Annotated in this window: 6 protein-coding genes and 1 tRNA gene; 5 read left to right on the top strand and 2 right to left on the bottom strand. The window is 76.2% G+C overall.

Annotation, left to right across the window (positions count from 1 at the left end):
- Positions 1-992, top strand: a 992-nt coding sequence (nrfD, locus tag GSF22_RS29505; protein ID WP_244454350.1) for an NrfD/PsrC family molybdoenzyme membrane anchor subunit, incomplete at its 5' end; no start/stop codon positions are given.
- A gap of 50 nt (positions 993-1,042) precedes the next feature.
- A tRNA-Sec gene (locus GSF22_RS29500) sits at positions 1,043-1,135 on the top strand.
- An 83-nt stretch (positions 1,136-1,218) separates the two neighbouring features.
- Here the strand turns inward: GSF22_RS29500 and GSF22_RS29495 are convergent.
- Positions 1,219-1,560 (bottom strand): DUF4190 domain-containing protein, encoded by a 342-nt coding sequence (locus GSF22_RS29495; protein WP_208817188.1) that lies wholly within the window; start codon positions 1,558-1,560, stop codon positions 1,219-1,221.
- Positions 1,561-1,698: 138 nt separating this feature from the next.
- On the opposite strand from GSF22_RS29495, the gene selA reads away from it, so the two are divergent.
- The 3 genes from selA to GSF22_RS29480 are packed head-to-tail and all read left to right on the top strand — an operon-like array spanning position 1,699 to position 5,069.
- On the top strand, positions 1,699-3,039 hold the full coding sequence (gene selA, locus GSF22_RS29490; protein ID WP_208817187.1) for an L-seryl-tRNA(Sec) selenium transferase: 1,341 nt from the start codon (positions 1,699-1,701) through the stop codon (positions 3,037-3,039).
- 1 nt (position 3,040) lies between these two features.
- Positions 3,041-4,816 carry a selenocysteine-specific translation elongation factor gene (gene selB, locus GSF22_RS29485; protein WP_208817186.1) on the top strand — a complete coding sequence of 592 codons (1,776 nt, stop codon included), beginning with the start codon at positions 3,041-3,043 and terminating at the stop codon, positions 4,814-4,816.
- A gap of 55 nt (positions 4,817-4,871) precedes the next feature.
- Positions 4,872-5,069, top strand: a complete 198-nt coding sequence (locus tag GSF22_RS29480; RefSeq protein ID WP_208817185.1) for a hypothetical protein — start codon at positions 4,872-4,874, stop codon at positions 5,067-5,069.
- 30 nt (positions 5,070-5,099) lie between these two features.
- Here the strand turns inward: GSF22_RS29480 and GSF22_RS36180 are convergent.
- On the bottom strand, positions 5,100-5,956 hold an 857-nt coding region (locus GSF22_RS36180), incomplete at its 5' end, for a PspC domain-containing protein (protein ID WP_208817184.1).

The raw sequence follows: 5,956 nt of genomic DNA, 5'->3' as shown, positions 1-5,956 counted from the left end.
GTCGGGGCGGGGACCGGGGCGAACCGCGCAACGTCCCGCCGGCCGAGTTCCGCAGCTACTACGGGCGGCCGATTCTCAAGGGGCCGGTCTGGCGCTGGGACATCGCCGCGTACCTGTTCACCGGCGGGCTGGCCGCCGGCAGTTCGCTGCTCGCCGCCGGTGCGGGTGTGACCGGCCGCCCCGGGCTGCGTCGCGCCGCCCGGCTCACCTCGCTCGGCGCACTCGGCGCCAGCACCTACTTTTTGATCAACGACCTGGGCCGGCCGGAACGGTTCCACCACATGCTGCGGGTGGCCAAGCCGACGTCGCCGATGTCGATGGGCACCTGGATCCTCGCCGCCTTCGGCCCGGCGGCCGGGCTCGCGGCGGTCGCCGAGGCGGCCCCGCTGCTGCCCCGGCACGGCCTGCCCGGACTGGCCCGCCGGGTGCTGCCCCGCACCGGGGACCTGGCCGGTGGGGCCGCCGCCGTGGTCGCCCCGGCCCTGGCCACCTACACCGCCGTGCTGCTGGCCGACACGGCCGTACCGTCCTGGCACGAGGCGTACCCGGAACTGCCGTTCGTCTTCGGCGGCAGTGCGCTGGCCAGCGCGGCCGGTGCCGGTCTGCTGGCCGCGCCGCTGGGCGAGACCGGGCCGGCGCGCCGGCTGGCGGTGGCCGGCGCGGCCCTGGAACTGGCCGGTGCGCACCGCATCGAACACCGGCTGGGCCTGCTCAGTGAGCCGTACCGGACCGGCCGGGCCGGGCGGCTGCTGCGGGCCGGGCGGGCGTTGACCGCGGTCGGGGTGGCCGGGGCGCTGCTCGGCCGCCGGAGCCGGGTGGTCTCCGCGCTCTCCGGCGTGGCACTGCTGGCCGCCTCCGCGGCGACCCGGTTCGGCATCTACCACGGCGGGGTCGCCTCGGCGAAGGACCCGAGGTACACGGTGGTGCCGCAGCGGCAGCGGCTGGCCGCCCGGGGCGGGACGGTGGATCCCGCTCCGGCCGCTGAGGGGTGACCGGCCGGCCTCCCGCAGCGGTCGCTGATCATGTGTGGTTAGCTGCCGGTGGAGGCGTTCAGGTGGCTGGTGCTCCTCCCGGTCTTCAAAACCGGTGTGGTCCGGGATCCGGGCCAGGCGGGTTCGATTCCCGTCCGTCTCCGTCAGACGTTCGTGGTCCTTCGTGCCCCGGCGGTAGAACCCGCCGGGGCACGTCCTGCCGAGGTGCGGGCGATCAGATGCGGCGTCAGGCGACGAGATTGCTGACGAAGGTCCCGAAGCCCCGTACGATGTCCGCCGCGCGATCCGGTTGCAGGACGGCGACGGAGAGCACCACGACGGTGGGGAGCAGCAGCACGTAGCCGATGATCAGGCCGGCCAGGGCCATGCCGTGCCCCTTGAGCCTGCCCTGACGCGTACGGGCCAGACCGATGTGTCCGGTGACGATGGCGACGACCGGTGGGAGGCCGCAGACCAGGCAGCCGCCCAGTGCGCTGGCGATGCCGAAGATGAGGCTGGCGACGGCGGCGGCCGAGGTGCGCAGCTCCTGGTTCCAGGCCGGGGTGGGCTCGGGGCCGAAATGGGTCACATCGAAGAGCATGAGACCTTGGGTTGCCGTGCCGCTACCGTGCGTTCGGGTGGTGTTGCCGGCGCCACGACCGCGATGTGCCACCCGACGGCGACCATCCGGCGCGCACGACCGGTCTGGTGGCTATGCTCCGGATTCATGGAGGCTGCCGGGGCGGAGGGACGGACCACGGCCGACGGTCCGGAGGACCCCCGGCGGCGGATCCCCCGCACCGACGTGCTGCTCGCCGACCCGCGCCTGACCGCCGCCGCCCAGCTGCACGGCCGGCCCCGGGTCAAGGCCGCCGTCACCGCCGCCCAGCAGCGGGCCCGCCGCGGCGAGCTGCGCCCGGACCAGGTCGCCGACGCGGCCGTCGCCGCCCTGCCCGGCGGGCCTCCGGCCGGCCGGGCGGTGCTCAACGCCACCGGCGTCGTCCTGCACACCAACCTCGGACGGGCCGCCCTGGGGGCCTCCGCCGTCGAGGCCCTGGTCACCGCCGCCGGGCACACCGACGTGGAACTCGACCTGACCACCGGGCGGCGGGCCCGGCGGGGCCGGGACACCCTCGACGCGCTCGCCGCCGCCGTACCGGACGCCGGGGCGGTGCACGTGGTCAACAACGGTGCCGCTGCGCTGGTACTCGCCGCCACCGCTCTCGCCGCCGGCCGGGAGATCGTGGTCAGCCGGGGCGAACTGGTCGAGATCGGCGACGGGTTCCGGCTGCCGGAACTGCTGGAGAGCACCGGGGCGCGCCTGCGGGAGGTCGGCACCACCAACCGCACCAGCCTGGCCGACTACGCCGCCGCGCTCGGCCCGGCCACCGGGTTCGTGCTCAAGGTGCACCCCGCCAACTTCGTCGTCACCGGGTACACCGCCGCCGTACCGGTGGCCGAACTGGCCACTCTCGACGTACCGGTGGTGGTCGACATCGGGTCCGGTCTGCTCGTACCCGATCCGCTGCTGCCCGACGAACCGGACGCGACGACCACCCTGCGGGCCGGTGCGGCCCTGGTCACCGCCAGCGGCGACAAGCTGCTCGGCGGACCGCAGGCCGGGCTGCTGCTCGGCCGGGCCGACCTGGTCGACCGGCTCCGTCGGCACCCACTGGCCCGCGCGCTGCGGGTGGACAAGCTCACCCTGGCCGCCCTCGCCGCGACCCTGCGCGACCCGGCCACCCCCACCCGGGCCGCCCTGCACCTGTCCGGCACCGCCCTGCGGGACCGCACCGAACGGCTCCGGGAGGCGCTCGGTGCGGCCGGCCGCAAGGCCGAGGTGGTGCCGTCGGTGGCGGTGGTCGGCGGCGGTGGGGCACCCGGGGTCGAGCTGGACTCCTGGGCGCTCGCCCTGCCCGAGGAGTACGCGGCACCGCTGCGCCTCGGCGATCCGCCGGTGCTCGGCCGGGTGGTGCGGGGTCGGCTGCTGCTCGACCTGCGCTGTGTCCCGCCGGAGCACGACGACCGGCTGCGGTCGGCCCTGCTGAACCTGCCGACGGGGGACTGACGTGTTCGTCGTGGCCACCGCCGGGCACGTCGACCACGGCAAGTCCACCCTGGTCCGGGCGTTGACCGGGATGGAACCGGACCGCTGGGCCGAGGAACGCCGCCGGGGCATGACCATCGACCTGGGGTTCGCCTGGACCACCCTGCCCTCCGGGACGGTCGCCGCGTTCGTCGACGTACCCGGACACGAACGGTTCGTGCCGAACATGCTCGCCGGGGTGGGACCGGTACCGGCCGCCCTGGTCGTGGTGGCCGCCGACGGCGGCTGGATGCCGCAGTCCGCCGAGCACCTGGCCGCCCTCGACGCCCTCGGGGTCCGGCACGGGCTGCTCGCGGTGACCCGGGCCGACCTCGCCGACCCGGCTCCCGCCCTCGACCGGGCCCGTGCCGAGATCGACCGCAGCTCGCTCGGCCCGGTCGAGGCGGTGGTGGTCAGCGGCACCACCGGTGCCGGCCTGCCCGAGCTGCGGGCCGCGCTGGACCGGCTGGCCGCCCGGCTGCCCGCCCCGGCCACGGGCGACCCGGTCCGGCTCTGGGTGGACCGGGCGTTCACCATCCGGGGCAGCGGCACCGTGGTCACCGGCACCCTCGGCGCCGGTCGGCTGCGCACCGGCGACGAACTGGAACTCGGCGGTACCGGGGAACGGGTCCGGGTCCGGGGACTGCACAGCCTCGGTACCGCCCGGGACGAGGTGACGGCGGTCGCCCGGGTGGCGGTGAACCTGCGTGGGGTGTCCCGGGACCGGCTGGCCCGGGGCGACGCGTTGCTCACCCCCGACCGGTTCCGGCACACCGACCTGCTGGACGTCCGGCTGACCGGGGATCCGGTCGCCGACCTGCCGGCCGAGCTGGTGCTGCACGTCGGCGCGGCGGCCGTACCGGTCCGGGTCCGCCCGCTCGGCGTGGACACCGCCCGGCTGCGCCTGGCCCGGCCCCTGCCGTTGCGCATCGGGGACCGGGCGCTGCTGCGGGACCCGGGACGCCGGCAGGTCAACGGCGGGGTGACCGTGCTGGACGTGGCCCCGCCGCCGCTGACCCGCCGGGGTGCGGCAGCGGCCCGCGCCGGTGTCCTGGCCGGCCTGGACGGGCGCCCCGACCAGGCCGGCGAACTGCACCGCCGGCAGCTGGTCCGTCGGGGTGAGCTGGCCCGGATGGGGGTACCCGTCACCGGCGATCCGGTGGCCGGGGACTGGTACGCCGATCCGGGGTACTGGCGGGAGCTGGGTCGGCGCCTGCCCGGGGAGGTCCGCCGGTACGCGCACGCGCACCCGCTGGAGGTCGGGGCGCCGGTCGGCGTATTGGCCCAGGCGCTCGGCCTGCCGGACCGGGCACTGGTGACGGCGCTGGTGGCGCCCCCGCTCGTGCTGACCGGCGGTCGGGTGTCCGCCGCGCCGGCCTCGACGCTGCCCGGACCGGTCGTCGACGCGGTGGAGAAGATCCGCGTCGAGTTCGCCGGGCAGCCGTTCCGGGCGCCGGAGGCCGACCGGCTGACCGCGCTGGGCCTGGGGCCCCGGGAGATCGGCGCGGCGGTCCGGGCCGGTGCCCTGCTGCGGCTGGCCGAGCAGGTGGTGCTGCTGCCCGAGGCGGTGGACCGGGCGGTCCGGGTCCTGGCCGGACTGCCCCAGCCGTTCACCCTGAGCACCGCCCGGCAGGCGCTGGACACCACCCGCCGGGTGGCGGTGCCGCTGCTGGAACTGCTGGACCGGCGGGGGGTGACCCGCCGGCTACCGGACGACGCCCGGATCGTGGTGCGGGCCGGGGCGGGACCGCCGCGCTGACCGTCCGGACCGGTTTCCGCCCCCGGCCCGCCCGGGGCCGGTCTACCGTCGGGACATGGATCCTGCGGCGGTCTGGCGGGACGGCAACCACAAGTGGCGCATCGAGGCGTACCGGGCCCCGGACCTGCGGTTCGCCATCTACGCCACCAACGGCACCGCCGAGTCGGCGCCGCTGTGGCTGTTCGGCATGTCCGCGCTGGCCCGCTGGCTGATGACGCACAACATCGGTCTGGACGACCTGGAGAAGGGCTAGGTCGCGCCTGCCCGGTCAGGCCGTGACGGGTCAGGTCATGACGCAGGGGTCGCCGTCGACCGTGCAGCTCTGGGTCCGGTCGATGCCGGCGACCTCGAACCGGAAGGTCCGCGAGCGGCCCCGGGGTACCGCCGCGCCGGTGAAGGTGACCGTCCGGCCCTGCTGCGCGTACTCCGCCCCGGACGCCCCGGTGACCCTCCCGAGGCCGCCCAGGGTGATGGTGACCGTCCAGTCCCGTGCGGTGCCCGGCCCCTCGTTGTCCAGCACGACCTCGCCGGTGAAACCGAGGGCCCGGGCGTCGACCGTGGTGTATCGGGCGGTGAACCCGCCCGACGTCGGTGCGCCACCGGTGGTCGGGGTGGCGCGCGGGCTGGGTCGGGCGGTGGCGGTCCGGGTCGCGCTGGGTCGGGCGGTGGCCTGCGCCACCGGGGTCAGGGCGGCCCGGCTGGGTGCGCCGGCCGGTACCGTCGCCGGCAGACCCGGTGCCCGGCCGTCCCGGTTGAGCAGCAGCGCGCCTCCGATCAGGATGGCCGCACCGAGCAGGACGGCCCGGAAGGCATCGGTGACGATGAACCCGAAGCTGACCGCGACCAGGATGCTCAGCACGATCACGGTCACCGGGGACATGCTCGACCGGCCCCGGCCCAGCATCGACTCCACCGGGGAGGCGGTGTCCCCCTCACCCGGGATGATCAGCCAGGCCGCGACGTACACCAGGATGCCGATACCGCCGAAGAAGCCGAGGACGGCCAGCACGACCCGCCAGAGCACCGGGTCGGTGTTGGTGGCCCGGCCGATCGCGGCACAGACCCCGGCGAGGTAGCGGCCCTCGCGGGGCCGGACCAGGCCGTACCGCGAGGTGAACCCGGCAGCGCCCGGGGCGTACC

The sequence above is a fragment of the Micromonospora echinofusca genome (assembly GCF_017614955.1).
Lineage (GTDB): Bacteria > Actinomycetota > Actinomycetes > Mycobacteriales > Micromonosporaceae > Micromonospora > Micromonospora echinofusca_A.
The sequence above is the reverse complement of the archived record's forward strand: the minus strand, read 5'-3'. Positions and strand labels throughout refer to the sequence as shown.

What these genes read in the sequence shown, in the direction of transcription:
- selA (WP_208817187.1), top strand. Translation starts at nt 1,699, where the DNA reads ATGGAGGCTGCCGGGGCGGAGGGACGGACCACGGCCGACGGTCCGGAG.
- GSF22_RS29480 (WP_208817185.1), top strand. Translation starts at nt 4,872, where the DNA reads ATGGATCCTGCGGCGGTCTGGCGGGACGGCAACCACAAGTGGCGCATC.